The organism is Paenibacillus sp. FSL R5-0378, from assembly GCF_038009285.1.
GTDB classification, from domain to species: domain Bacteria; phylum Bacillota; class Bacilli; order Paenibacillales; family Paenibacillaceae; genus Paenibacillus_AQ; species Paenibacillus_AQ favisporus.
In genome coordinates, this window is record NZ_JBBPAY010000001.1 from 2,014,966 (window position 1) to 2,036,405 (window position 21,440).

29 protein-coding genes are annotated in these 21,440 nt (G+C 53.1%); 25 read left to right on the plus strand and 4 right to left on the minus strand.

The annotated features are described in order from the left end of the window. The first annotated feature begins 113 nt into the window (after nucleotides 1-113). From MKY74_RS09490 to MKY74_RS09500, 3 genes are all read left to right on the plus strand, one after another. Nucleotides 114-713: a phosphotransferase family protein gene (locus tag MKY74_RS09490; protein ID WP_084204034.1), complete on the plus strand. Its 600-nt coding sequence runs from the start codon at nucleotides 114-116 to the stop codon at nucleotides 711-713. A gap of 18 nt (nucleotides 714-731) precedes the next feature. Next, on the plus strand, nucleotides 732-1,034 hold the full coding sequence (locus MKY74_RS09495) for a hypothetical protein (protein ID WP_084204033.1): 303 nt from the start codon (nucleotides 732-734) through the stop codon (nucleotides 1,032-1,034). Nucleotides 1,035-1,111: 77 nt separating this feature from the next. Then, complete coding sequence (locus tag MKY74_RS09500; RefSeq protein ID WP_076173306.1) at nucleotides 1,112-1,876, plus strand: AAA family ATPase; 765 nt, start codon at nucleotides 1,112-1,114, stop codon at nucleotides 1,874-1,876. Nucleotides 1,877-1,927: 51 nt separating this feature from the next. Here the strand turns inward: MKY74_RS09500 and MKY74_RS09505 are convergent, their stop codons facing one another. Next, nucleotides 1,928-3,160: a cytochrome P450 gene (locus MKY74_RS09505; protein ID WP_076173305.1), complete on the minus strand. Its 1,233-nt coding sequence runs from the start codon at nucleotides 3,158-3,160 to the stop codon at nucleotides 1,928-1,930. Nucleotides 3,161-3,387: 227 nt separating this feature from the next. On the opposite strand from MKY74_RS09505, the gene MKY74_RS09510 reads away from it, so the two are divergent. Next, entirely contained in the window at nucleotides 3,388-3,909 is a 522-nt protein-coding gene (locus MKY74_RS09510) for a PadR family transcriptional regulator (RefSeq protein WP_076173304.1), read from the plus strand. A gap of 101 nt (nucleotides 3,910-4,010) precedes the next feature. After that, the gene (locus tag MKY74_RS09515; RefSeq protein WP_084204032.1) at nucleotides 4,011-4,865 is read left to right on the plus strand and encodes a GNAT family N-acetyltransferase; all 855 of its coding nucleotides are present in this window, start codon (nucleotides 4,011-4,013) and stop codon (nucleotides 4,863-4,865) included. Between the two features lie 43 nt (nucleotides 4,866-4,908). On the opposite strand, the gene fabV is transcribed toward MKY74_RS09515, so the two are convergent. Continuing rightward, complete coding sequence (gene fabV, locus MKY74_RS09520; protein WP_076173303.1) at nucleotides 4,909-6,102, minus strand: enoyl-ACP reductase FabV; 1,194 nt, start codon at nucleotides 6,100-6,102, stop codon at nucleotides 4,909-4,911. 275 nt (nucleotides 6,103-6,377) lie between these two features. Between fabV and MKY74_RS09525 the strand changes: the two genes are divergently transcribed. The 13 genes from MKY74_RS09525 to MKY74_RS09585 all read left to right on the plus strand — a co-directional run bounded on the left by MKY74_RS09525 (nucleotide 6,378) and on the right by MKY74_RS09585 (nucleotide 14,598). Next, the gene (locus MKY74_RS09525; protein WP_432206618.1) at nucleotides 6,378-7,460 is read left to right on the plus strand and encodes a M42 family metallopeptidase; all 1,083 of its coding nucleotides are present in this window, start codon (nucleotides 6,378-6,380) and stop codon (nucleotides 7,458-7,460) included. A 58-nt stretch (nucleotides 7,461-7,518) separates the two neighbouring features. After that, nucleotides 7,519-8,124, plus strand: a complete 606-nt coding sequence (locus MKY74_RS09530) for a hypothetical protein (protein ID WP_076173302.1) — start codon at nucleotides 7,519-7,521, stop codon at nucleotides 8,122-8,124. Nucleotides 8,125-8,320: 196 nt separating this feature from the next. Further along, the gene (locus MKY74_RS09535; RefSeq protein WP_076173301.1) at nucleotides 8,321-8,875 is read left to right on the plus strand and encodes a hypothetical protein; all 555 of its coding nucleotides are present in this window, start codon (nucleotides 8,321-8,323) and stop codon (nucleotides 8,873-8,875) included. Between the two features lie 3 nt (nucleotides 8,876-8,878). Further along, a complete protein-coding gene (locus tag MKY74_RS09540; protein WP_076173300.1) occupies nucleotides 8,879-9,091 on the plus strand; it encodes a DNA-binding protein in 213 nt (70 codons plus the stop codon). A gap of 44 nt (nucleotides 9,092-9,135) precedes the next feature. Further along, nucleotides 9,136-9,654, plus strand: a complete 519-nt coding sequence (locus MKY74_RS09545) for a GrpB family protein (RefSeq protein ID WP_076173299.1) — start codon at nucleotides 9,136-9,138, stop codon at nucleotides 9,652-9,654. Nucleotides 9,655-9,681: 27 nt separating this feature from the next. Beyond that, complete coding sequence (locus MKY74_RS09550) at nucleotides 9,682-10,140, plus strand: NUDIX domain-containing protein (RefSeq protein ID WP_076173298.1); 459 nt, start codon at nucleotides 9,682-9,684, stop codon at nucleotides 10,138-10,140. A gap of 4 nt (nucleotides 10,141-10,144) precedes the next feature. Further along, nucleotides 10,145-10,588: a GNAT family N-acetyltransferase gene (locus MKY74_RS09555; RefSeq protein ID WP_076173297.1), complete on the plus strand. Its 444-nt coding sequence runs from the start codon at nucleotides 10,145-10,147 to the stop codon at nucleotides 10,586-10,588. Nucleotides 10,589-10,644: 56 nt separating this feature from the next. Beyond that, a complete protein-coding gene (locus MKY74_RS09560) occupies nucleotides 10,645-11,442 on the plus strand; it encodes a GNAT family N-acetyltransferase (RefSeq protein WP_076173296.1) in 798 nt (265 codons plus the stop codon). 75 nt (nucleotides 11,443-11,517) lie between these two features. Then, nucleotides 11,518-11,955: a hypothetical protein gene (locus MKY74_RS09565; protein WP_089545667.1), complete on the plus strand. Its 438-nt coding sequence runs from the start codon at nucleotides 11,518-11,520 to the stop codon at nucleotides 11,953-11,955. Nucleotides 11,956-11,966: 11 nt separating this feature from the next. Next, the gene (locus tag MKY74_RS09570; RefSeq protein WP_076173294.1) at nucleotides 11,967-12,506 is read left to right on the plus strand and encodes a DUF402 domain-containing protein; all 540 of its coding nucleotides are present in this window, start codon (nucleotides 11,967-11,969) and stop codon (nucleotides 12,504-12,506) included. Nucleotides 12,507-12,540: 34 nt separating this feature from the next. Next, complete coding sequence (locus MKY74_RS09575) at nucleotides 12,541-12,846, plus strand: hypothetical protein (RefSeq protein ID WP_076173293.1); 306 nt, start codon at nucleotides 12,541-12,543, stop codon at nucleotides 12,844-12,846. A gap of 40 nt (nucleotides 12,847-12,886) precedes the next feature. Further along, nucleotides 12,887-14,122 (plus strand): aminopeptidase, encoded by a 1,236-nt coding sequence (locus MKY74_RS09580; protein ID WP_084204030.1) that lies wholly within the window; start codon nucleotides 12,887-12,889, stop codon nucleotides 14,120-14,122. Continuing rightward, on the plus strand, nucleotides 14,119-14,598 hold the full coding sequence (locus MKY74_RS09585; protein WP_076173291.1) for an NUDIX hydrolase: 480 nt from the start codon (nucleotides 14,119-14,121) through the stop codon (nucleotides 14,596-14,598). Before MKY74_RS09580 ends, MKY74_RS09585 begins: the two co-directional genes overlap by 4 nt. 52 nt (nucleotides 14,599-14,650) lie before the next feature. Here MKY74_RS09585 and MKY74_RS09590 read toward each other — a convergent pair whose 3' ends face one another. Continuing rightward, a complete protein-coding gene (locus MKY74_RS09590) occupies nucleotides 14,651-15,523 on the minus strand; it encodes an alpha/beta fold hydrolase (protein ID WP_076173290.1) in 873 nt (290 codons plus the stop codon). Between the two features lie 31 nt (nucleotides 15,524-15,554). Further along, a complete protein-coding gene (erm, locus tag MKY74_RS09595; RefSeq protein WP_076173289.1) occupies nucleotides 15,555-16,415 on the minus strand; it encodes a 23S ribosomal RNA methyltransferase Erm in 861 nt (286 codons plus the stop codon). Nucleotides 16,416-17,353: 938 nt separating this feature from the next. Between erm and MKY74_RS09600 the strand changes: the two genes are divergently transcribed. From MKY74_RS09600 to MKY74_RS09630, 7 genes are all read left to right on the plus strand, one after another. Beyond that, on the plus strand, nucleotides 17,354-18,145 hold the full coding sequence (locus MKY74_RS09600; protein ID WP_084204058.1) for a Type 1 glutamine amidotransferase-like domain-containing protein: 792 nt from the start codon (nucleotides 17,354-17,356) through the stop codon (nucleotides 18,143-18,145). Beyond that, the gene (locus MKY74_RS09605) at nucleotides 18,103-18,801 is read left to right on the plus strand and encodes an HAD family hydrolase (RefSeq protein WP_076173287.1); all 699 of its coding nucleotides are present in this window, start codon (nucleotides 18,103-18,105) and stop codon (nucleotides 18,799-18,801) included. Before MKY74_RS09600 ends, MKY74_RS09605 begins: the two co-directional genes overlap by 43 nt. A gap of 21 nt (nucleotides 18,802-18,822) precedes the next feature. Further along, the gene (locus tag MKY74_RS09610) at nucleotides 18,823-19,170 is read left to right on the plus strand and encodes a glyoxalase superfamily protein (RefSeq protein ID WP_076173286.1); all 348 of its coding nucleotides are present in this window, start codon (nucleotides 18,823-18,825) and stop codon (nucleotides 19,168-19,170) included. Beyond that, on the plus strand, nucleotides 19,167-19,745 hold the full coding sequence (gene pgsA, locus MKY74_RS09615) for a CDP-diacylglycerol--glycerol-3-phosphate 3-phosphatidyltransferase (protein ID WP_076173285.1): 579 nt from the start codon (nucleotides 19,167-19,169) through the stop codon (nucleotides 19,743-19,745). Before MKY74_RS09610 ends, pgsA begins: the two co-directional genes overlap by 4 nt. Nucleotides 19,746-19,793: 48 nt before the next feature. Beyond that, the gene (locus tag MKY74_RS09620; RefSeq protein WP_076173284.1) at nucleotides 19,794-20,348 is read left to right on the plus strand and encodes a GNAT family N-acetyltransferase; all 555 of its coding nucleotides are present in this window, start codon (nucleotides 19,794-19,796) and stop codon (nucleotides 20,346-20,348) included. A 1-nt stretch (nucleotide 20,349) separates the two neighbouring features. After that, complete coding sequence (locus tag MKY74_RS09625; protein ID WP_076173283.1) at nucleotides 20,350-20,811, plus strand: DinB family protein; 462 nt, start codon at nucleotides 20,350-20,352, stop codon at nucleotides 20,809-20,811. 209 nt (nucleotides 20,812-21,020) lie between these two features. Next, a complete protein-coding gene (locus MKY74_RS09630) occupies nucleotides 21,021-21,437 on the plus strand; it encodes a GNAT family N-acetyltransferase (protein WP_076173282.1) in 417 nt (138 codons plus the stop codon). Nucleotides 21,438-21,440: the final 3 nt, after the last annotated feature.

Here is a 21,440-nt window from a genome sequence, read left to right on the forward strand (position 1 = left end):
TTCCTGTATATTTGTGATACCATTATACGGCTATAGCGTTGGGATCTCTATATGGTGGATGGTGCGGAGAAGAGGAGAACAACGTGATAACGGATGGACAGAGGGGGAGAGGGATGGAACCGATCGAGGAGCGGATTCGGAAGTTACTCACCGAAATCAGGGAGCAAGTTGAGCATGACCGGGCTGAGCCGCTTGAGAAGGGATTTTCGGACGCGCGGAAATTTGTGTTGTATCAGGCGGATACCCCGGTGTACCTGCTCAGGATACATGAAGGAAGAATGTATGCCAGACAGCGGATGGAGTTTGAGCTGCTCCGAAAGCACGAAGCAAATCAGGTCCGCTGCTCCAAACCGCTGGTGGCGGAGCTGGTTGGGCATCTTGACCTCTGCTATTTGCTGCTGTCCTACATCCCTGGCGTTAGCGGAGATGAAGTTTTGCCCGGATTAACGCCGGAAGCTCAACTTCAGCAGGGGACGGCGGCCGGAAGAGAATTAAGAAAGATCCATCAGGTCACCCCTGAGGTCCCTATAAACTGGGCGGCACAGCGTGCAGAAAAATACAGGCAGAAAAGGGAGAAGGTTCGGGAATTGGGCCTTCGCTTTTATCAGCAGAACGATTTGGAGAAATACATAGACGACAACCTGGGCTTGCTTGAAAAGAGTCCGGTAACCTTCCAGCATGACGATTTTCACCCCTCCAACTTGATCTTTTAACATGGATGCCTTGCCGGTGTGATCGACTTTGGCCGGTTTGACTGGGGAGACCCGTGGGAGGAATTTTTCAAACTGCCGAAGTATACCTGCCAAGTCAGCCCGTATTTTGCCAAGGGCCAGGTCTACGGATATTTCCAAGATGGCATTCCGGAGGACTTTTGGCCGAAATACAACCTGTTTGTGGCGCTGAACCAGCACGCAACCTTGATCGGGGGCATCCAACATGATAGAGTTCAGGAAACGCTGGAAAAGATCGAGCGGACGATCAACACGCATGACTTTCAAAACGGGGGGCCGCCGGCGTGGTACCGCCTGCAATAAGGAGGACGGGGCGGGCCTCTACGTCGAGGAAGGATTTAAACATATTTATGTTCTGATGGAAAGGAGCAGATCGATTCATGCTGGATGCACGTTCATTATATTTGCGGAGCGTGATGCTGAGGAGAGAGGAAGTGCCGTCCTTTCGTGCGTATCCCTTCAGCCTGCCGGCTGTCCATGACTTTCACAGCTTGTCGTTTCAGCAGCCGGTGACGTTTATCGTCGGCGAAAACGGATCGGGCAAGTCCACCCTGCTGGAAGGGATGGCGGTCGCCTGGGGATTTAATCCCGAAGGAGGCACCATTAATTTTTCCTTTGAAACGATGTCCTCCCACTCGGAGCTGCACCGGTACATGCGGCTCGTGCGCGGCGTCGTCCGGCCGAAGGACGGCTTTTTCTTTCGGGCGGAAAGCTATTATAATGTGGCGACGAATATCGACCAGTTGGATGCGGAGATGAGCTATGGTCCTCCGATCCGGGATTCCTATGGAGGCAAGTCGCTGCATGAGCAGTCCCATGGGGAGAGCTTCTTTGCGACGTTTATGAATCGGTTTGGGGGAAGGGGCCTGTACCTGATGGACGAGCCGGAGGCCGCACTCTCTCCCTTGAAGCAGCTGTCCATGCTGTCGCGGATCCACCAGTTAGTGAAAAAGCGGTCGCAATTCATTATCGCCACGCATTCCCCGATCTTGATGTCGTACCCCCATGCGGAAATTTGGCTGCTCGACGATCAAGGCATGCGCCCGGTGAAGCTGGAGGATACGGACCATTACGTGATCACCCGGAAAATGATGGAGAGCCCGGGGCAGATGCTGGACATTTTGCTGGAGGAGGATCCGGAATAGAAGATAACAAAGCCGCCCCGATTACCGGAAGCGGCTTTTCACATATCAATCTTAGGCCCGCTTGACCCGTACAGGCAGGCTTACCAGCCCTTGGCCGGCGGCGGAAGGCGTTAAATTCTCTTCCAGCTGGAAGCCGGGAACCGGCTCGATCATCTCAAAGTAATCCATAAACAGCTCCAGCCCGATATTCGCCTCGAGGCGTGCCAGCGGTGCGCCCATGCAGAAATGCGGCCCATTCCCGAAGGTCAGATGCCTTTTGGCGTTCGGACGGTGGATGTTCAGGGTGAAAGGGTCCTCAAACACCTGTTCATCCATGTTGGCGGCGCTCATCCAGGCGACGACGACATCGCCCTTTTTCAAATCGACGCCGAGCACGTTGTTATCCTGCTTAACGGTACGGTCCATTTTGGAAATATTGAAGCGGTAACGCAGCATTTCCTCCACGGTGTTTGGCACCAGCTCCCGGTTGGCCCGGACCTCACCGTAAACCTGGTCGTTATCATACAGGAACGAATAGAACGAGTTGGCGAGCAGATGGCTTGTCGTTTCTACGCCAGCGCCGAGCAGGAACATCGTGGTGCGGACGATCTCGTCATCCGTGAACCGTTCTCCTTCCACATCAGCCTGGATCAGATCGGAAATAATGTCATCGCCGAGCTGGGATCTTTTCTGAACAATATAAGGAAAAAGGTAAGTATAGTACTCTGTGGCAGCCTTGCGCTTCAATTCGCCGATTTCGGCTGCCTTGTCTTTGTTATACGGAAGAAACAAGGTGTCTACCCACTCTTTGAACAGCAGGCGGTCTTTGGAGGGCACCCCGAGCAGATCCGCCATCACAATGACGGGCAATGCGCCGGTAAAATCCTTGACCACGTCGATGACCGGAGCATCTCCCATCTCATCTAGCAGTTGACGGACGACTTCGTGAATCCGCGGCTCCCACAGCTTCAGGCTTCGCGGCGTAAAAGCGGCGGACAGCAGGGAACGGCGTTTCCGGTGCTCCGGCGGATCGGCATTGATCGTGTTGATTTTGTCGTTTCCCCGGCCTTCGTCATTGTCGGCGCCGACGCTGATCGTCGTCCGCGTTCTCACGCTGGAGAAATACTCATAGTCGCTGAGCACCCGTTTGACATCGTCGTAGCGGAATACGTTCCAGGTATTTGTGGCTTCATTGTAACTGATCGGCTCGTTCTGCAGCTTGTCCCGGTACCAATCGTACGGATTGAATTCTTCGGATCGTGATCGGAACTGGGTGATATCCGCTAAAGCAATGATTTCTTGCATTCCATTCCCTCCCGTGTTGAAGAATAGTAGGTGAATTCATGCTTAAAATATCATATGTTAATTTAACATATTGGCCGAAGGGGAGCCACTGCCCAACGCCCCATGACTTTGGGTGCAGTAGGAAATGCGGAGTTTGTCGGAATTCGTTGAAGAACCATATCCGAATTGGTATGCTATTAAATACATAAACCCGGACAGCAGTCAAATCAGACGAGAGGGCAGGATCTATGTATATCGACTTACTCATTTTAATCCAGATTGAAAAATCCCCCAAACACGGGTACGAAATCAAAAAAGAGATCCAAAAAGACCTCGGCTATTTGATGGATGTGAATCATAACCTGCTGTACCCGGCGCTGCGCCGATTTACGTCGGAAGGGGCCATTATCCGAAAGCGTAATGAGCAGGAAGGCCGGCCCAGCCAGTACGTGTACGAAATTACCGATGCGGGCAGGGCGAAAATCGCCGAGCTGATCAACGCTTTTACCGAAAAGGACGCCAAGCATGAAATTGAGTTCATGATCCGAGTATCCCTTTTTGACCGTATTTCCCGTGAGAATCGGCTCAGAATTCTGGATATGCGCAAAAAGGACCTCGAATCCCTCTTGGCTGGCATTCAGCAGCGCCAGGAAGGAAGCGTGGCTCATGACATGTTCCTGAATGAGGTTCTTCAGCAAACGATATCGCGGGTTGTAGGGGAGATCCGCTGGATCGACGAGCTGATTCGTAAGACGATAAGTGGTGAATGAAGAAATTAAAGGACATACCTTCAGGAAGATCAGAGGCCACAATTGGGGCAGGGCAGATATCCTGATAACTTTAGATTATTTGGTAAAAAAGGTGGGGGCGTGTGAATACCGAAACCATAGCGGACATTCTCGGGTTGATTGCTTATATCTCGCCACAAGCAAGGGATTATGTGGAGCTGGCTGTCCGGAATGAAAAGCTTGATGTTATCTATCATAAAGCAACAGAGCGGGAACATGGTGTTTTTTGTATCGCCGAGGATGATCAATCAGTTATTGCATATTTTTCATTCATACAGGAAGCTTATTCTGATGCCCTCCTTGATCTCATTTCGAATACCATGACTCCCTACCTTCAGCAGACTGGCACCAAGGAGCTGTGTTTCAATTTATACGGAGAGAACGTAAGGGCGATTCATTTCGTCCGCCAGTTGGGTTTTCAAACGGATATGGAGGGCTATCATTTGTATTATGACGGGCCTCATGAACCGGATCTATCCCATACGGATCTCATCGTAAATACATATGAAGCGAGTATGCTGACTCCTTTGGCCGACTTATTTGACAGGGCATACGCCGCATTGAATGCAGAAAACGGCTGGCCACTGGACGAACACCGCATGAATATAAGTTTGTTTCATGAGAGATTGGAGGATAAGGTCCGAAACGATGAGTTTCGTTCGTTTTGGAAAGAGGGAACTCTGATTGGGGCTTATATTATTTCTGGTGGATATATCCAGGACATCGTTGTAGCACCGGATCAGCAGAACCGCGGATATGGCAGTGCCATCCTTACTCACTGCATCCGGCATATGATGGGTAAGCAGATCCCAAAAATCTATCTGCGTATCGCCAAAACCAATCAGGGTGCCAAAAGGCTGTATGAGAGGCATCAATTTAAAGTAGTGTCTAGCTTTGCGGAACATACCTGGAGAGCAACAAAAAAGGATAGCGTATAAAAATCCAAAGGCAGCCCGGTTCTCACCGGCTGCCTTTTCTGTATTACCTTACGTTTAAAAGGGGTACGTCCGGATTTGTGTCCTTGCCGTAGTCGATGCCGTCCGTCTCAAATCCGAACAGCTGGAAAAACTCGCGACGGTACTCTTTCAGATCCGTCAGCTCATATACATTATTCGTTGTGACCTGATCCCAGATCCAGGCCACTTCCTGCTGGACATCCGGACGCAGTTCCCAATCGTCGATGCGGATTCGGCCCGCCTCGTCTACAGGCGTTCCACCCTCGTGGTACAGCTTGTCGGCGAACAGCCGGTACGACTGCTGGATCGTATTTTCGTGGATGCCCTTTTCCTTCATCACTTTGTAGAGCGCGGCGATGTACAGAGGGAAGACCGGAACGGCAGCAGCGGACTGGGTGACCAGGGCTTTGCTGACGACGACGAAAGCTTTTCCGCCTAAAGCGGACAGCTCACGGGTCAGCCGCTGCGCGGTTGCCTCCAGATCCTCCTTGGCTTTGCCGATGGTGCCTTCCCGGTAGATGGCCCGGGTAAGCTCCGAGCCGATATAGGAGTAGGCGATGGTCATCGCTCCGTCGGCCAGGAGGTTCGCCTGCCGAAGCCGATCGATCCAGCGCTGCCAATCGGCGCCGCCCATTACGGCAATCGTCTGGGCGATGTCGTCACCTTCCGCCGGTTCGGTCGTGACTTCGTCGGTCACTTCGCCGGTATGAAAGTTCACGGCCTTGCCGGTGAAGGGCGCTCCGATCGGCTTCAAAACCGAGTTATACGTCTTGCCGCTGTCCGGGTCGGTACGTCGGGACGAAGCTACGCTGTACACGACGAGGTCCACTTGGCCGAACTCATTGGCAATCGTGTCCATGACGCGGTCCTTCGTCTCATCCGCAAAGGCATCGCCTGTAATGCTGACGGATGTCAAACCGGCTTCAGCGGCCCGCCGCTCAAAAGCCGCCGAATTGTACCAGCCCGCCGATGCGGTCCGTTTATCCCTGCCGGAGCTGGGTCGGAAGACGCCGATGGTGGCGGCTCCCGCCCCAAAAGCGGCAGCGATCCGGGCCGACAGGCCGTACCCTGTGGAGGCTCCGATAACCAAGACCCGTTTCGGGCCGTTCAATTTAGGCTGCTGCTGTATGTAATCGATCTGCTCCTTCACCTGCTTGGTGCAGCCCTCCGGATGCGCCGTCGTGCAGATGAAACCGCGTGTTCTGGGTGTAATGATCATAGGGAGTGCGTCCTTTCTTTGCGAAGATAAGTCTAGAAATATTGTACCTCTCTTGTTTTGAAAAGAAAAACGGGTGTCATCCGGTAAGCGTGGAAGTGTATGAACAGTCATCGTAGACGCGTAGACTCGAGCCGAAGAGTGCAAAGGGAATGCCCAAAAAGCAATTTCCCACGCCAAGGGAGGTAATTGACTGGTGAGGGCGAAGCAATATACGAAGAAATATGGATAAGTTCGTCCGAGTTCTATCCTTTTTAAAACGCAGATTTGGAGGTTGAATAACCATGATGGATGAAATGACGCAGCGAATGAAGGTATTGACCGAGTGCGACGGTGTGCCCGGACATGAAGGCGCCGTCCGCGCCCAAATGAAAAGCTATCTTGAACCGCTCAGCGAGGAGCTGGTTATGGACCGGCTCGGCAGCGTGTTTGGGGTGAAAACCGGCCTTGCCGGGGGACCTAAAGTCATGCTTGCCGGCCATCTGGACGAGATCGGGTTTATGGTCACCCAGATTACGCCGAAGGGATTTCTGCGTTTTAACCAGCTGGGCGGCTGGTGGGCGCATAACGTTCTGTCCCACCGGGTGAAAGTAAAGACGCGTAAAGGCGAATACATCGGCATCATCGGCTCCAAGCCGCCTCATGTGCTGGAGGCCGAGGAGCGGACCAAGGTCATGAAGCTGAAGGATTTGTATATCGATATCGGGGCCAAAGATGAAGCGGACGCCAAGGAGATGGGGGTTCGTCCGGGCGACTGGGTCGTACCGGTGAGCGATTTCTTTACGATGCGCGATGGCGAGCTGTGGGCGGGTAAAGCGCTCGACAACCGCTCCGGCTGCTCGCTGGCGGTCGAAATTCTGTCCCGTCTGCAGAATGAACAGCATCCGAACGTCATTTATGCGGGAGCGACAGTGCAGGAGGAAGTAGGTCTCCGCGGTGCGGGAACGGCCGCCAACCTCATCCAGCCGGACGTGGCCTTTGCGCTGGACGTCGGTATTGCGCATGACACACCGGGCAGCGAGTCGAACCCGATGAAATGCAATATGGGCGGCGGACCGCTGGTGCTCATTTTTGACGCTTCGATGATTCCGAATACCGCCCTGCGGGACCTTGTAATCGACACGGCGGAGGAGTCGGGCATTTCCGTGCAGTTTGACGCCATCACCGGCGGCACGACCGACGGCGGCCGGATTCATACGAGCGGCATCGGCTGCCCGACGCTGTCCGTGGGATTTGCCACGCGATACATTCACAGCCATAATTCCGTGATGTCCAAATCCGATTTCAGCCAGGCAGCCGACCTGCTGACGGCGGTGATCAAGAAGCTGGACCGCGAAACGGTGGATAAGCTGATCGGGTAGGGCGGTGGAACGCGTTATATACTATTATTTTCATGGGTGGCTGAAAAGAGTCCTTTTAATGGGCACAGAAAGAAAACGGACAGTAATGATCATTGCGGTGATCATCGTCATTTTGGGCGGATACCGGATCTATGCATTGAACTATACAGATGAAGGCATTATGGATCATGTCATCGCCCATAAGGGGTATGACGTGAATCTCGTAAAGGAGCAGGTCCCCGTCAAAATTTTCGTCAAACCGGAATGGATTGCATTCGGGCAGGATGAACAGAAAGATTTAAATGTCGAAGTCCTGGAGCTGAACCATACGCGTATCCTGCTTAACGATGTGTGGAATAGGGGCAATGACATTTATTTCAGCTTTGAGGCGTTTCCCGGATGGGAACACCGATCGGGTGAATTTATGTATAATGGCAAATTAAATCCGGACGGTTCCGTCTCTCTACAAGGCCCAAACCTGAGGTTAACCGACAAGAGCGGACATGAAATCCCCGTTGGGCAATGTGGAGAAGGCCCCCGGATTTCGTTTTCCTTTGGAATAAATCCGGAAGACTACCATTTGATCCGTGACGGATTTTATGTGGAGTACAGCGATTTTAATGTGTATCGTTATGCGAAGAAAATCAACGAGGAGTGGCTGGGTTTTAATTCAATTTTCCAATGACGGATCACTGTGTTTCAAAGCGCCTTCTCTGAAGAGGACTCCTTTTACAATGAAAACAACGGTTTTCGTTGAGAAGGATGTTCCTTTTGACTAAAATGGAATAAAACGTAAAGCGTCAGACATCATCGGTATGTTCTGATGCTTTATTTTTTGAGTGGGGCTAAGTGTAACCAAGCTGCCGAAAGGGACGATGGCCATGACGCTGGTGTTGTATCACTACTATGAGGCAGCACAGGGGCCTTTTCGAAATCTGTCGAGTCTGCCTCTGGAAGAAGCCCGTGAAATTTTGGGGATGATCGTGCAGGAAGGGAAGACGTTTGCCAGTCAGAGAGCAGGCGATTATATGGAAACGAGGCTTATATTGGAGAGCCGGGCCAGAGAGGCGTTTATAGCCAAAGGCGGCCAGCCCGCAAATCTGTATCCGCATTATATGACCCTCGGACCGTGCAATTGGCTGTGTTCCTGGTATACGGAACCAAATGTGGTTCAAATCGATTGGGACGAATTCGATGATCGTTCGATCAGTTTTACGTACGGCGATCTGTTTCCGACAATGCGCTACGAAGATGGCAAGCCCTACCGCAAGCAGGTGTATACGAAGGGTGAAATCCGGGAAGTCATTGCCAGGTATGGGCTCCCGCAGGAATGGAACAAGCACGGGGACCGGGGGCCAGAGCGATACATTGAGGCACAGATTTGGGATGAAAACGTGATTGGAAGGTATTACCCATCTATTTATGGAGGTTTATAAACCATGCCAAAGGATAAGCAGGATCTGACGGAAAGTGATTTGCCCAAGCTGGCCCAGCCGGCGGTACGCGCGCTCCGGAATGCGGGTATTACCCGGCTAGAAGAAGTCGCGAAACTCACCGAATCGGAGCTGAAGCAGCTTCACGGCATCGGCCCCACAGCGGTAGAACAGCTTCGGCGGGCAATGGCCGACATGGGACTGGATTTTTCTAAATAAGGAGCTGTCCCAAAAAGGAGCAATGATCGGATCGGAGGGAACTGATGGGTATTGATGAGATCATCGAGCTGTCCCCTTATCAAGCTGAATGGAAGGTCATCTACGAGCAAGAGAAAAGGAAGCTGGAGCCTGTGTTTGCGGAACAAGCGGTGGAGTTTGCCCATATCGGTAGCACGTCTATCGAGGGAATGATGGCCAAACCGATTATCGATATCCTGATCGGCCTCAAGGAGCTTCACATTGACGAGTGTACAGACCGGCAGCTGGTCGCTTCACAGTATGAGAGCATGGGTGAGGCGGGAGTGCCGGGGCGGATACATTACCGTAAACGTGCCGGGCAGAAGATCAATCTGCAAATAACCGAGTGGGACTCCGCCATTTGGCGGGATAACCTGCTGTTCAGGGATTATTTGCGTACCCATCGGGAACAAGCGATTGCCTATGCACAGGCCAAACGGAACACGCTGGCCAGCGGCATCAACACGCTGCTGAAATACTCGGAAGAAAAGTCTGGAACGATTGCTGAGCTATTAGAAAAAGCGCGGGCGTGGGCAAAAAGTTGATTTTGCACAAGGAGGGAGGAAGCAGCTATGCGCATTATCGTGACAGGCGGCGCTGTTATTCAGGATCAAGCCGGCCGCATCCTCATGCAGCGCAGGTCCGATTATGGGGATTGGGGATTGCCCGGAGGTGCGATGGAGCCCGGAGAAACGATTGAGGAGACGATGCGGCGGGAAGTGATGGAAGAGACCGGACTGGTCGTCCTGAAACATGAACTGATGGGAGTCTATAGCGGGCCGAGAATGCAGTACACCTACCCTGACGGGAACGAGGTTGTGTTTGTCATGTTCATCTTCAAGGCGGAAGCAAGTTTGCAGGGAAGCCTTTCCGATAACGGAAGGGCACTTCTTTTTCAGGACATTCAGCAGGAGTCGCTTCAGCTTGAATTCAAGTCCATGGATGAAATCGAACAGCTGCCGATCAGTTCCGTTCAGCGGCCTGTGTTTGAGGATTTAATGCAAAAGAAGATTTCCATATTAAGGAGCTGAAATTATGAGGCCAATCACTGTACGGACGTATCAGGAGAAAAATATCCCCGCCGCTCAAGTGAAACAGCTGTATGATCACCTGGGCTGGTGGCCGGAAAGAACGTTGGCCGATATCGAATCCATGCTCGGCTCATCCATTGCTGTCGGCGCCTGGGACGAGGACAGGCTGGTCGGGTTTGTGAGAGCGGTTTCGGACGGCTTGTTCCGTGCCTATATCGAGGATATGGGCGTGCATGCGGATTACAGAAAACGCGGCTTGGGACGGGAAATCATCGGCCGGATCACCGCAGAACTGAAAAATATCCACGTGGTCAGCTTATTTTGCGAGAGCGGCCTGGTGGATTTTTATCAGCAGACCGGCTACAAACCGACCCGGCAGGTCGTCATGCACAAGAGTCACGAGGCAGCGAAGGTGACAAAAGGGGAAAAGAAGGATGAGCGCGCTTGATGCTTTGCGTTTTCCGATAGGTCTTTTAACGATCAAGCCCGAAAGGACGTCATAATATGTACATAAGCAAAGAACTGGCCGATCTGATGGAGCAATCCGAAATCGATTACATGATCGACCGGATGAAAGCGATTCAGGAGCGGCCCGGCAATCCGATGGGGATCGACATTCAAACTTTTGGCGGTGCTGCCGCGTTCTATAGTCAAGCGATGCCGTGGCCGCAGTTTAATACGGTTAAGGGAATTGGAGAGCAAGAGGCTGAGCGCCTGGATGAAATTCTGGAATTTTATCGGAAGCGGCAGGGCCGATGCCAATTTGAGGTGGTTCCTTCCAAAACTCATCCCAAGCTGATGAAGGCGCTTTTTGATCAGGGCTATTACCAGACCGGGTATCATGCGACTTTATACGGCGAACCGCGCGCTTGTGAGACAGGAAGAGAGCCTATTACGATCCGGGAACTCACCGCAGACGAAATGGACTTGTATGCCGAAATTCACTGCCTGGGCACCGGTCTGCCGATATCCGGCAAACATCACATCGCCGACAACAACATCGTTCTTTATGACAGGGATGGATGGAAGTTCTTTGCTGCGTGGGTCAACGGCAAGCCGGCCGGTGTAGGCGTGATGTATATCCAGGATGACAAGGCTTCGCTGACGTTTGCCACTACACTTGCGGAATACCGCAACCAGGGGGTTCAGCAGGCGCTATTGGAAAAAAGGATCACCGAAGCGCATCAAAGCGGCTGCCGGATCGTGGTCGGCCAGGCGGCCTATGCCTCGACCAGCCACCGCAACATGGAGCGGGCAGGTCTGAAGCTGGGCTATACCCGGGGAACATGGGTTCAGGCATAAGCTGACGGTTGTCGTGTAAAAAGTCACGGACTAGCGTTTTTGCTGATGGCTATTTTTTCGGAGGAGGAATGTCATTTGAAAAGAGTGCTGCCTCTATTCCTTGGTTTCATCCTACTTTTACCGCTATCTATTGCCTCGGCAAGCTGGGCCTATCCATTTGTCGTTTACTCCGGCCATATCTACCAGGTCACAACACAAGCCGTTCAGCCCGAGGACGTCGGCCAAAAAATCGGCAAAGTCACGAAGTATTCGGACCGGGAAGGAACGTATCGGGGGAATTTCTCCAATATGTATCCCAAAGGAACAGGTTACTACGCCATTGAGGGGCGGAGCCGCCAAGAGGCTATCGCAGTTCGAACGGGCGAAGATACGTACATTTTGGCGATTCAGCAGGGTGCTTATTCCGGAGGGCCGGAGATGCGAACGATATGGTGGTTGTACACTGGAATTGGTATCGTCGCTGTCGCATGCTTTGCGTGGGCGGCCAAAGTTATGCAGAAGCGGAGAGCTTAGGAGGAGAGCAAGTGAAGCGAAAATATGCCGACCGGCAGGATTGGCGGCGGGTGCTGGAAAGAGATTTTGCCTGCAGGCCGCTCCGATCCGAAGAATTTAACGGGCATGTGACACTCATCTCGATTCATCAAATCAGCGAGCCTCTTGTGGTACAGATGCAGAACCGGGACTTGTGCCTGGCTGATCAGGGATACGTTTGGATGCAGCAGTTTCCGGAAGGGGAGCACTACGCGGTCACCACCATGTTTAATGCGGAGCTAGAGATCATCCAATGGTACGTAGATATGACGACTCGGAACGGCCTGAGCGGGGAGGGCATTCCTTACTGGGATGACTTGTATCTGGACTTGGTCGTCTTTCCTGACGGCAGCGATGTGATCAAAGATGAAGACGAGTTGAGCGAAGCGCTTCGCAGTTCGGCTATTACGGAGGAGGACTTCGTGCTCGCGCACCGAACCCTGAATGGGCTGCTGCCCCAGATCCATACGGGGACCCATTGGATATGGAGCCATAGTAAGAAACATTTGGATTGGATGCTGGAAAGGAATTAGTGAAGCGGAGCAGATTCCGAGGAGGTGATTTAGCGTGAAAAAGGGCATACCCTATTTCCTGATGATTCTGGCCGCGCTGGTCCTTTTGGTGCAAAATCATCAGGATGTATCCGTGGGGGACATGATTTTTTCAAGCTTAGGTTTGGATCCGTGGACAGGGGGTTCGACCCGGTATCATCTGCCGGTTATCGCCGGTTTGGCATTGCTCGTGGCGGGTATATTTGGTACCGTGAGACTATACCGTGCCAAGTATCCGCGGATTCTCAGCTGGATTTTGCTAGCCTGCATCGGGATCATTTATGCGTTTCCTCTGGTCACCCGGCTAATCGGCTCGTTATGAAGATCATACAATATATAAATAGATAAGGCAGGGGATGTTATTGACGGAGTTTCAGAAGCAAATGGAAAAATATGCGGAACTGCTCGTCCAAGTGGGCGTGAATGTGCAGCCGGATCAAGTGCTCTATGTGGAATCGCCTATAGAGTCGGCTGATTTTGCGCGGCTGGTTACGGCTAAAGCCTACCAGGCAGGGGCCAAGTATGTACAGTTGAACTGGCGTGATGAAACGGTAGAGCGCATGCGCTATGACCTGGCGGGGCCGGAATCGTTTGCGTTCTATCCCCCTTGGATGGCGCACATGATGGAGAGCATTGCGGAGTCCGGGGGAGCGGTTCTCCTGCTGGACGGGGAGAATCCGAATTTGTATGAGGGCGTGGATCCGGCGAAAATATCGGCTTCCCGGAAAGCCGCCGCCGCCGCTCGCCGGAACTATCTCGGATACGTGCGCACTAATCGGATCAGCTGGTGCATCGTCAACGTGCCGAGCCAGGCGTGGGCGGATCAAGTGTTTGCCGACCGCCCGCAGGAAGAGCGGGTGAACGCATTATGGGAATCGATTTTCCGCATGAACCATATCGATGAAGAGGATCCGGTGGCTGCCTGGCGGAGGCATTCGCAGCATTTACGAGCCGTCACCGATAAGCTGAACGCGAAGCAGTACCGCAGGCTGCATTACAAGGCACCCGGCACGGATCTGATGGTCGAACTCGCTCCCGGCCATATCTGGCTTGGCGGCGGCCAGGTTAATCAGAGCGGGATTCCGTTCGTGGCGAATATGCCGACCGAGGAAGTGTATACGATGCCGCACCGCGCCGGGACAAACGGAACGGTATCGAGCACCCGGCCGTTTGTGCTGAACGGGCAGCTGGTGGACCGCTTCACTCTGACGTTTCGTGAGGGACGTGTGGTGGATTTTACGGCGGAGACCGGATATGAGGCGTTGAAGCAGTTTTTGGATGCCGATGAGGGAACGCGATATTTGGGGGAGATCGCGATCGTACCGCATGATTCGCCGATCTCCCGTCTGAACCGGGTTTTCTATAACGTGGGCATCGACGAAAATGCGTCCTGCCATTTTGCGCTCGGGAATGCGTATCCGACGAATTTGCAGGGCGGGGCGGGACTCAGCGATGAGGAGCTGCTTGCCCGCGGAGCCAACGTCAGCATGCAGCATGAAGATTTTATGGTCGGTTCGGCGGAACTGAGCATCGATGCGGAGCATGAGGACGGCACGATCGAGCCGCTGCTGCGGAATGGAAGCTGGGTGATTCGGTGATTACCTTTACAGAAGGGCAGAACAAATTTAATTTTCGGGTTGCGGGAATCGCCGTTCACCGCGATCGGATATTGCTGCACACGACGCTGCAAGACGATTTCTGGAATCTGCCCGGCGGGCGGGTAGAGTTTCAGGAATCGACGGACCAGGCTCTCATCCGGGAGATCCGGGAAGAGCTGGGCATCGATATACAGATAGACAAGCTGTTGTATGTCAATGAGGATTTTTTCGAATACGACCGAATGAAATACCATGAAACCGGATTTTATTACACGTTTTCTTTTCCCGAGGGCCATGAAATTCTGGATCGGGAGGGCGAGTTCCCAGGCATTGAGGATGGCGGCAGACTGATCTTCAAATGGTTTACAATTGAGGAATTACAGGGCTTGTCGGTATATCCGGTTGAGCTGAAGACAGACATCATGTCAGTGATTGACGGCAGCGCTGACTTGAAGCATCGGATTCATCAACCGTAGGGTTACATACAGACAGCGGGCAGGGACTCATCCCTGCCCGCTGTTTTGCTAATTACTTAACTGATCTCGATTCGCTCTTCTGGACGCCATCGGTATGCCGGATAATCGCATCCAGAATGGCATCCCAATCGTCCTCATGCAGCTCATGGCCGGTCCCTTCCAGGGTCAGCAGCCGGGCGCCCGGGATCTCCCGGGCCAACGACTCACCGTGGGCATAAGGGATGATCGGATCCTCCGTGCCATGGATGACGAGGGCCGGCACCCGGATGTCCGGTACCCCAGCAATCAGTTCCTCTCCGCCGGCCAGCAGGCCATGATTGAACATGCTCGCCGCCCAATTGCGGGTCCGATGCAGCTCCCGTGCGGCCAGCCGGCGGACTTTATCCTCGTCCGGAGCGTGCTTTGACCCGCGGAGCAGGTTCCATTTTTGAACGCTAAAGTCCAGGATCGCCTGCTCGTTCTCCCAATTGACCTGATCGGCCGAAGCGAAAAAGGCAGCGACCTTTTCTTCCATTTCCGGCAGACTCGGGTCACGGAACGAAGAGGTCATGATCAGCGTATTGCTCAGCACCCGCTCGGGATACTTGACCGTAGCCATCAGCGTCAGCAGGCCGCCGAGAGACATCCCTGCCACATGGGCTCGGCTAATTCCGTAGGCGTCCAGCACGCGGATAGCGTCATCGGCCATGTCCTCTAAACCGTACTGCGGGTTACCGGGCTCATCGTTCATCGATTGGCCGACGTCGCGGTTGTCGTAACGGATGACAAACCGCCCCGCGTCAGCAAGGCGCTGGCAAAATTCATCCTCCCACCAGATCATCGAGGCGGTGGCGCCCATAATGAGCAGGATTGCCGGATCTTCCTTTCGTCCAAAGCTTTCGGTGCACAGTTCAATACCATCTACTTTAATGAGTTGTTCTGTCATTTGTGTTTCCTCCTTAGATTTCAATTCACGCCTACCTGGCGCTCCTTTTCTTTGTTGTTGCTTTCGGCCAGCGATAAGAGGGGACCTTCTCCCGCATCGTATCAAATACGGCTGCCCAATCCCGCTCGCGCAGTAAGCATACGGGCGTATTCCGTTCTACCCGGATTTGCTGCAGCAGGTGCCTGATTTGCACCGGTGTAAAAATCCCCGCCAGTGCCTCGCACACCGGCAGTGCCGGCTCGTTCAGCGCGTATTCGGCCAATCCGCCGAATGCATGATGATGCTGCGTCTGAAGCCAAGGCGTTTTCCGTCTCCGAATACGGAGTACGGCTGCGTCCACCTGAGGTGGGGGTGAGAAATGCCGCCGGGGCACAACCTTCACCAGCTCGAAGTCAAACCACATCCGCCACTTGAGCAGACGCGGGCTGCGAATCTGCCTTGCCGTAAATCCCTTGGCTGCTCCGTGCTGCACGATCAACACCGCCCCCTGGAACGGAGAACCCGGCGGGTCGAGCAACTTCTCGAGAATGAATGTCGTCATGAAAAATGGAATGTTGGCTACAACATGAAACGGCTCATTCGGAAGGTAAGCCTCGCGAATGTCCCTTTCAATAACGGCCACATTGGAGCCGGGAACCGCCTTTTGCCGAAGGGAGGCGGCGAATGCGGCATCGTTCTCAATGGCCAGCACTCTGCCTGCCTTCTTCGCAAGCGGGAACGTGATGGCTCCCCGCCCGGCGCCCAGATCGAGCACCGTGTCGGCGTTTGTGACACCGGCCATTCCGATCATGTCGTGAATGACCGGCTCGTGGTGCAGCAGGTGCTGTCCTTTTGCTGCGGGTTTCTCTATGTTCAAGTGCGTCTTTATATGACGTTGTCGATGTTTATGCATCCATGAATCCCTCCGTTATCCAGCGATGGTTTCTTGCCCATCGGCTGTGCTGTGAAGTGGAGAGACTCAGGATAACGCCGCGGAATCCGGACGATTTCACCGAATGAAGGGCAACCGTGCGGGACGGACGCACTGCATGAAAGAGCAGTTCATCGGCATATAAGCCCGGCATTGAAGCGGCAGGTGGCGGCACATTATGCATCGACCAAGCGACATTTTGTCCTGAGCAAAAAGGAGGTTACCTGGCAAAAGGGCAGACCTATCCTGAGTTTCTCTGTACACAGCAAAGCCAACGGCTTTTTTTCTTAGCAGCTGTACACCATGCGAACCCGGATAAACTGATCTACCACACGTAACCCTCCTTGCCGGAATCATCGTTAATCTAAAAATAAGCACAAAAAAACACAGGCTGTCTGCCTGTGTCAGCGTTTCGCGAAAGGACCGCCCGGTCCAAGGAACAACCGTTCCTCGGCCGCAGGATATGAGGTCTTACATGAAAGACGGAAGAGGCCCTAGGGCAGGGAGAGACTATCATTCCTATCCCTTAAGGGTACGATCCCGCAATGCGTTCATGTGAGATGAATTTTTAAAGGCAGGCTGGACATGATCATGCGTGTTCCTACAGACGATGCTTCAGCCATAGTCGTTATAAACCTGGGTTACCTTTAAAAAATGGCAGACCAATCCTGAGTCCTCCGCGTACAAGCAGAGAATTTTGCAATATGTTAGTTGCAAAACGTGCGAACCCGGATAAACTGATCTACCACACGTAACCCTCCGTTCTTCCTAAATTACTAACAGGCTACCATATCGATCCATTTTTAGCAAGTACCCGGCGAAGAAAGGGGATGGCGTTTTCCCGTCGAATAGGTAAATTAACGTCGCTTGGGGCAGTTTTACTTGGAATTGATGACACGTTACGGAAAGGAGGGCATAGCATCAAACAAATTATCGCTATGGGTGGCGGAGGATTCTCAATGGAACCGGATAACCCCTTGCTGGATCTGTACATTCTTCAGCAGGCAGGTACCGGCCGCCCCAAAGTTTGCTTTGTACCAACGGCGAGCAGTGACGCACAAGGGTATATCGATCGATTTTATGATGCATTTCAGCGTCTGGAATGCACTCCCTCTCATCTTTCCCTGGTCTCCCCCCCAACCTTCGATTTGGAGGATTTTATTCTTGACAAAGATATCATTTATGTCGGGGGCGGCAATACGAAATCGATGCTTGCGGTATGGAAGGAACGTAGTGTGGATCGATATTTAAAGACGGCCTGGGAAAATGGGGTGATTCTATCCGGGCTAAGCGCCGGTTCCATTTGCTGGTTTGAGGAAGGCGTGACGGATTCCATCCCTGGCGACCTGACCCGGCTGGAGGGCCTCGGCCTGCTTTCAGGAAGCCACTGTCCCCATTATGACGGGGAAGCGGACCGAAGGCCCAGTTATCACCGGCTGATCCAAAGCGGACAAATCGGTGGGGGAATAGCCGCAGATGACGGAGCGGCACTGCATTATGTAGATGGTGTTTTTCACCGGGCGGTAAGCTCTCGTCCTGAGGCCAAAGCCTACGAGGTGCAAGCCGTGGAAGGGCATGTGGTGGAGACGGTCATTCCAACCGTATATGGGGGAAGCGGGCCGGGCTATGATATAACCGGAATCCCGAATACCGATAAGGAGGATGCCGCTTGGGCACGAAAGCCGTTTTGTTCGATTTGTTCGAGACCTTAATCACCGAATATGCGGATGGCCGGCGGATATCGGGGCGCCGCTACGATTACCCGGGTCTGCTTGGTCTGAGCCAGGAAGAGTTCAAGCTGGAATGGAGAAGCCGGGTGGAGCGGCGGATGCGCGGGGAGCTGGCAAGTTTTCCGGATGTCATCCGGGATATTTGCCGGAGCAGGGGCCTGGATGCGGACGAACAGTCCGTTCAGTCGCTCTACCAGGCAAGGATCCAGGAGAAGCGGATTCCTTTTGAAGCCGTTCGCCCTGACATTTTGGAAATGCTCGCAAACCTCCGTACCCATGGCTGGAAGCTGGGACTGATCAGCAACTGTTCGGAGGAGGAAGTCCGGGGCTGGGAAGATTCCCCGCTGGCCGGGTATTTTGACGACGTTATTTTTTCATACGAGGTACAATGCTGTAAGCCCGACCCTGCTATCTATGAACTCGCATGCCGACGGCTGCAAATACTCCCGGAGGATTGCGTGTTTGTAGGTGACGGAGGCTCCGGAGAGCTGGATGGGGCGCACCAGGCAGGGATGAAGGTCATCCATGCGGTCTGGTTCAATCCCTATGTGGAGAGCCGGTATGCTCAACTGTCGGCGCCTATGCAGCTTGCCGCCGCATTGCCTGTAGATAGCCGGACCGAGCATAAGTCTGGATGAACTTTTAGAGGAGGATAAGTGATGAAGAAGATCACACCGATCTTTCGGATTTTCGATGAGGACAAAGCCAAGGAGTTTTACGTGGATTTCCTGGAATTCCGGATGGACTGGGAGCATCGCTATGAAGACGATCTTCCCTTATACATGCAGGTGTCCAGCGGGGACTGTGAGATCCATTTGAGCGGGCATCACGGCGACTGCACCCCCGGCTCGGCGATCCGTGTTGAAGTCGAAGACATCCAGAGCCTCCATGCCAAACTGATAGCGAAGAAGTACAAGCATGCGCGCCCTGGGCTTGAGGATATGGAGGTGAGCGTGATCGATCCTTTCGGTAACCGGATCACGTTTTTTGAGAGGAAGGATGCATGAACCCGGCGAACAAGCTGACGCTGGCCAGAATCATGCTGATCCCCGTGTTTATCGTTTTTTTTGCAGAGTACCCCGTACGGCTGGCGGATTCCAACGCGTTCATTCAATTTCTGAACCAGTACGGGACCTATATGGCGGTGGGCGTATTTGTTCTTGCTTCCGCTACGGACAAGCTGGACGGGTATATTGCCCGCAAATACCACCTGGTTACCAATCTCGGGAAGCTATTGGACCCGCTTGCCGATAAGCTGCTTGTTTCGGTAGCGCTGATAATGATGGTCGAAGCCGGGATGATTCCGGCCTGGATGGCCTTCGTGATGATTGGCCGTGAATTCATAATTACAGCTTTGCGAATGGCGGCGTCGGCCCAGGGAATCGCTCTGGCGGCAGATCGGTACGGCAAGTGGAAAATGGTGTCCCAGGTCGTCGCCATTACGGCCGTGCTGCTGAATAACTATCCTTTTCAATGGCTGACTAGCCTTCGCGTCGATTCCTTCTTGATGGTGATCGCCGTGATGATGACCGTCATGTCAGGGTACCACTACGTGGTCAAAAACGTTAAGCTTCTCATATAAAAAGGCTCAAACGCTTCGTGCTTGAGTTATGAGGGAGGAGGCGCAATTTTGGTTCTTTGGAGCAAGCAGGGGGTCAGCGTAAGGAAACTGGAGGCGGGCGATGCGGACCATTTGGTCCGTTGGCTCAGCGATCCACGCGTCCTCGAATATTATGAAGGCCGGGACCGTCCGCATGATATGGCCATGGTGCAGGAGCACTTTTACCGAGATGATCAAATCGAAGCCTGCATCATTCAACTGGACGACCGCGATATCGGATATATTCAATATTATCCGGTCGATCCGGAGGAACGCGAGGTATATGGCTATGGCGAAGGGGACGGGCGAATTTTCGGCATGGATCAGTTTATTGGGGAGCCCGACTGCTGGAACCGGGGAATCGGCACAAGGCTGATTCAAGGCATGGTTTCTTATCTGACCAACACGCTTCAAGCCGATAAAATTGTCATGGACCCGCAAACCTGGAACGCCAGGGCTCTGCGCGTATACGAAAAATGCGGCTTCCGCAAGATCAAACTGCTGGAAAAACGCGAATGGCATGAAGGAGAGTACCGCGACTGCTGGCTGATCGAATACAGTGCAGCAAATGGAGAGGAGAAGTAGGATGAATCATAGTTATAGTCAAACCTTGAACCGTTTAGTCGGATATTTTGAGAGCGAACTGAAAGCAGTGCCCGAAGAGGTGTTCAGACACAAGCAAGGACCCGCCAAGTGGTCAAAGCAGGAGATCGTGGGTCACTTATGCGATTCGGCAGCGAACAACCATCTTCGTTTTGTCAAAATAAAACAGTCGGCGCATCCGGTATCCCTTGAGGGATACGATCAGGACCGGTGGGTGGACCTGCACGGGTATCAGGAGCAATACAACCAGACGGATATCATTACGCTGTGGGTTATGCTGAACAGGCAAATTGTCCATGTTCTCGAGCGTTTGACCGCGGAGGATTACGGCAAAACCTGCATTCTTCCCGGCGGCGGTGAAGCGACGCTGGATTGGCTGGTGAACGATTACCTGGAGCATATGCGGCACCACTTTAGACAGATTCTCGGTCCGGAGTCGGTATAGCGGGCGGAGGCCGGGACATAGTCTTGGCGCGGCTGGCTTCATTGAATATACATCGATATACGTTGTTCTTAAGATATAGGAAAAGAATAAGCTTCGGGGAATCGAGCTTCGATATATCGCAAGAAAAAGCCCCGCTAAATGCGGTCTGGCTTCATTGATATACATCGATATACGTTTGTTCTTATCAATGACTGGAGGAAACTAACATCATGGAAACACTGCGAGAGCTGTTGATTGAGGATTACGAACAATGCATGGAGCTGTGGGGCAAAACGGAAGGGATGGCGCTCAGCGACGCCGATTCGAAAGAATCGATTCACCGGTACCTGGTTCGGAACCCGGGCATGAGCTTTGTCGCCACCGATGGTGATCGGGTGATCGGCACCATTCTGTGCGGCCATGACGGCCGAAGGGGGTATATCTACCACGTTGCGGTCGATCCGGCCTGCAGGGGCCGAGCCATCGGGCAAAAACTGGCGAAAGCCGGGCTGGATAAGCTCCGGGAAGAGGGCATCGCCAAGTGCCATATCATGGTGATCGAGGAGAATGAGATCGGCAATTATTTTTGGGCCAAATCAGGCTGGAGCCGGAGGGACGGCATTCTGCTGTATTCCTCCAATACATAGGAG

What these genes read in the sequence shown, in the direction of transcription:
- MKY74_RS09505 (WP_076173305.1), bottom strand. Translation starts at nt 3,160, where the DNA reads ATGCAAGAAATCATTGCTTTAGCGGATATCACCCAGTTCCGATCACGA.
- MKY74_RS09610 (WP_076173286.1), top strand. Translation starts at nt 18,823, where the DNA reads ATGAAGAAGATCACACCGATCTTTCGGATTTTCGATGAGGACAAAGCC.
- fabV (WP_076173303.1), bottom strand. Translation starts at nt 6,102, where the DNA reads ATGATCATTACACCCAGAACACGCGGTTTCATCTGCACGACGGCGCAT.
- MKY74_RS09550 (WP_076173298.1), top strand. Translation starts at nt 9,682, where the DNA reads ATGCGCATTATCGTGACAGGCGGCGCTGTTATTCAGGATCAAGCCGGC.
- MKY74_RS09545 (WP_076173299.1), top strand. Translation starts at nt 9,136, where the DNA reads ATGGGTATTGATGAGATCATCGAGCTGTCCCCTTATCAAGCTGAATGG.
- MKY74_RS09510 (WP_076173304.1), top strand. Translation starts at nt 3,388, where the DNA reads ATGTATATCGACTTACTCATTTTAATCCAGATTGAAAAATCCCCCAAA.
- MKY74_RS09625 (WP_076173283.1), top strand. Translation starts at nt 20,350, where the DNA reads ATGAATCATAGTTATAGTCAAACCTTGAACCGTTTAGTCGGATATTTT.
- MKY74_RS09490 (WP_084204034.1), top strand. Translation starts at nt 114, where the DNA reads ATGGAACCGATCGAGGAGCGGATTCGGAAGTTACTCACCGAAATCAGG.
- MKY74_RS09560 (WP_076173296.1), top strand. Translation starts at nt 10,645, where the DNA reads ATGTACATAAGCAAAGAACTGGCCGATCTGATGGAGCAATCCGAAATC.
- MKY74_RS09630 (WP_076173282.1), top strand. Translation starts at nt 21,021, where the DNA reads ATGGAAACACTGCGAGAGCTGTTGATTGAGGATTACGAACAATGCATG.
- MKY74_RS09500 (WP_076173306.1), top strand. Translation starts at nt 1,112, where the DNA reads ATGCTGGATGCACGTTCATTATATTTGCGGAGCGTGATGCTGAGGAGA.
- MKY74_RS09535 (WP_076173301.1), top strand. Translation starts at nt 8,321, where the DNA reads ATGACGCTGGTGTTGTATCACTACTATGAGGCAGCACAGGGGCCTTTT.
- MKY74_RS09530 (WP_076173302.1), top strand. Translation starts at nt 7,519, where the DNA reads ATGGGCACAGAAAGAAAACGGACAGTAATGATCATTGCGGTGATCATC.
- MKY74_RS09540 (WP_076173300.1), top strand. Translation starts at nt 8,879, where the DNA reads ATGCCAAAGGATAAGCAGGATCTGACGGAAAGTGATTTGCCCAAGCTG.
- erm (WP_076173289.1), bottom strand. Translation starts at nt 16,415, where the DNA reads ATGCATAAACATCGACAACGTCATATAAAGACGCACTTGAACATAGAG.
- pgsA (WP_076173285.1), top strand. Translation starts at nt 19,167, where the DNA reads ATGAACCCGGCGAACAAGCTGACGCTGGCCAGAATCATGCTGATCCCC.
- MKY74_RS09555 (WP_076173297.1), top strand. Translation starts at nt 10,145, where the DNA reads ATGAGGCCAATCACTGTACGGACGTATCAGGAGAAAAATATCCCCGCC.
- MKY74_RS09590 (WP_076173290.1), bottom strand. Translation starts at nt 15,523, where the DNA reads ATGACAGAACAACTCATTAAAGTAGATGGTATTGAACTGTGCACCGAA.